The organism is Rhodopseudomonas sp. B29 (genome assembly GCF_000333455.1).
GTDB lineage: Bacteria > Pseudomonadota > Alphaproteobacteria > Rhizobiales > Xanthobacteraceae > Rhodopseudomonas.
The window spans coordinates 1-2,741 of sequence record NZ_BADD01000465.1 but is presented as its reverse complement, the minus strand read 5'-3'; the positions used below and the strand labels follow the sequence as shown (position 1 = coordinate 2,741).

General features: G+C 57.5%; 1 protein-coding gene and 1 pseudogene. Both read left to right on the top strand.

The annotated features are described in order from the left end of the window. Positions 1–857: 857 nt before the first annotated feature. Positions 858–1,436: a hypothetical protein gene (locus I5M_RS16555; RefSeq protein WP_148287890.1), complete on the top strand. Its 579-nt coding sequence runs from the start codon at positions 858–860 to the stop codon at positions 1,434–1,436. A 2-nt stretch (positions 1,437–1,438) separates the two neighbouring features. Continuing rightward, positions 1,439–2,741, top strand: a pseudogene (locus I5M_RS16550) (integrase); the annotation flags it as partial.

Here is a 2,741-nt window from a genome sequence, read left to right as displayed (position 1 = left end):
CCCCATTTTTTGCATTTCACCCACTAACCACTTCATTCGCCCTTTCATGAGAACGGGCGCATCAGACAAGTTGAACGCATATTTGCGAATGACCGTTAACCATTGCAAATGACCGATTTCGGGAAGATCTTTTCAAGTCGGGTTCCCTCGGGTACTTAACCGCACACCAAGCAACGACTTGTTTGGCCGTGTTCGCCGAGGCGAGCATAGAGTGCATCTGGATCAGTGGATCCATCGGAGCCAGAGGAGGCGAATTATGTCGATTTTTGCACAAGCCTCCTGCCCCAGCACTCCTTTCATCGCTTTCTCCTCCATATTCGGCTGATTACCCTGCGCTCCGGCGCATCGCATTCGGTTGAATGGAGCCCAATGATCTCCTCGACTGGGCTAGACGTCGGACGCCAGCGCTTCCGACTAGGAGAATCGCTGTGCCTTTCGCTTCCCTCCAGAGCCAAATAATCCGCTGAACTAGTCGACATCCGGCAAAGTCTCAGCACGGTCGGACGACGTGTTTCGCGTGCCAGCCGGACATCGCGCACCGTCCTCCCGGGTCTCTCAACCTCCAACATCTCACCGTTCAAATGGGCGCACATAGGCGCCCATCGATGGAGCTCGTCCTATGACCAGAGCAAAGACCTCTCGTCTTCACTACCCTCTCGCCCCCCTGTCCCCGACTGAAGATCGCACTCTCGTTCCGTCCACCTCCGTGGCCGCGGTGGACAGCGCCAACGGGAGCTCACGGATAGGACGGCACTAGCACTTCGAGCCGATGTCGGCACCGCTTGGCGCCCACCGTCTGCTTCCCGCGCAAGTCGACGCCCCCCTCTCCTTCCTCGAGATCAACAAGCGGTGCTCTCGTGAATCCGTTGCTAAATCGCGAAATCACTTACGAAAGTTCGCTGGAGCGCGACCTTGCGTACATCCTTCTAGCTCATTCGGACGTGGCTGATGTTCAGGACCAGGTTCCGATCGACTACGACGACAATGGCATGAAGCGGAAGCACACGATCGACTTGGTCGCTACCCTCAAGGACGGCACCAAGACGGCGTTCTTCGTTAAGCCCGCGACGCGCGTCAAGTCGAGTGGCATTGAAGAAACGGTTGAACTGATCAGAGAGCAGGCCCCGAAAGATTTCGCTGACCACTACGAAATCCGGACCGGGGATCACATCACCCGAGTTCGCGCTGAAAATGCCCGGCTGATCCATCGTGCTCGAAGGACGCGGTGCGAAGAAGACATCGCGATCATCGCAAAGGTCGCAGCGACCTTGCGCGGCGCAGTCACGATCCAAACGTTGCTCGCCGCATCCATGAACAACGGCAACGGCTTCTACGCCGTGGTCTGCCTGATCGACGACCGCATTCTGGATCACGTCGGCCAAGGCCTGATCACGTACAGCAGTCTCGTTAAACCCAACCAATCTTCGAAGATGTGAACATGAACACTCTAATCGTACAACAGGCCGCCACGCTCTCGTTCCCCGCTGTGCCCCGCTTCAGATTCGATCCCACCGACAAGATCACGATCAAGGGCGTGGAATACGTACCGACGTCCGCTGATGATTTCGGTCATGTCTTTCGTCGGGTCGACGATCCCGCAATCCGCGAGTCCTTTACTCACGAACAGATCGACGAACTGAGAACGGCGGGTGACTGGGTCCACTGCCGCGGCTTCTTCAGCTCGAGCAAAGCAAAACTCCGCACTGCCAGGCCGGAGACCATCCTGAGTGATCTCCCGTCTGATCAGCTTAAGAAGGTACTCTTTCGCAAGACGTTTTGCGATCGCTTCCTGCAGATGGAGGTCGATGGACTTGCTACGCGTTCTGACGATTCGATGAAGAACGCGATCGATACCATTTCGACGGAACTGATCAGCTCCCAACTGAGCGACGGTCGGTGTGGAAGCGAAGACTTGACCGTGAAGCGGCCGCCTAGCCCTCGGACCCTTCGGCGCTGGCTCAACGCATACGCAGCATGCGCTTGGGATGCCATCGCGCTGGCTCACAACTACGGTCGCTCCGGTAACCGACTGCCCCGCTTTGGAAAAGAGGAACGCGAATTGATGCAGGAACACGCCGTATTTTACGCCAGCCGCCTGAAGCCGAGCAAGAAGTCGTTGCTGTCTGACCTTGTCAGAAAGTTTGTGGAGCTGAACAAGGAACGAAAGAATCTCGGTGAACCACTGCTGAAGCTCCCGAGCCGCGCCGCCTTTGAACGCGTGATTGGCAACCTTGATCCGTTTCACGTCTTTGCTGGACGCGAATCGCCGGAGGCCGCACGCAAGAAGTACTTCATCGTGCAAACCGGCCTTAAGGCCACGAGACCGCTCGAGAGGATCGAGATCGACGAGAACCGGATTCCGCTCCAAACGTTGCTGACCGACGCCAAGCTGTGGGACAAATTGACGCCTGAACAGCAAGCAAACGTTGAGCGTCGACGCCTTTGGATGTCGACGGCCATCGACGCGGCAACTAGGTGCTGTTTGGCAGCGCTCATTGTCGAGAACCCTTCCGAAGCGAGCGCAATCGCGACGCTAGAGATGGCGGTCAGCGACAAGTCGGCCTACGCTTCTGCGGCAGCGTGCATCACCCCGTGGGACCAATGTGGCACCCCTGAGTGTGTCGCAAACGATGCCGGCTCTGCTTTCAAGTCCTTCGGTTACCGCGCTGCCGTCTGTGATCTTGGAGCCGAGTTGCTGTTCCCGGCGACAGGCGCTCCGCAGATGCGCGGCCAAAAGAGCG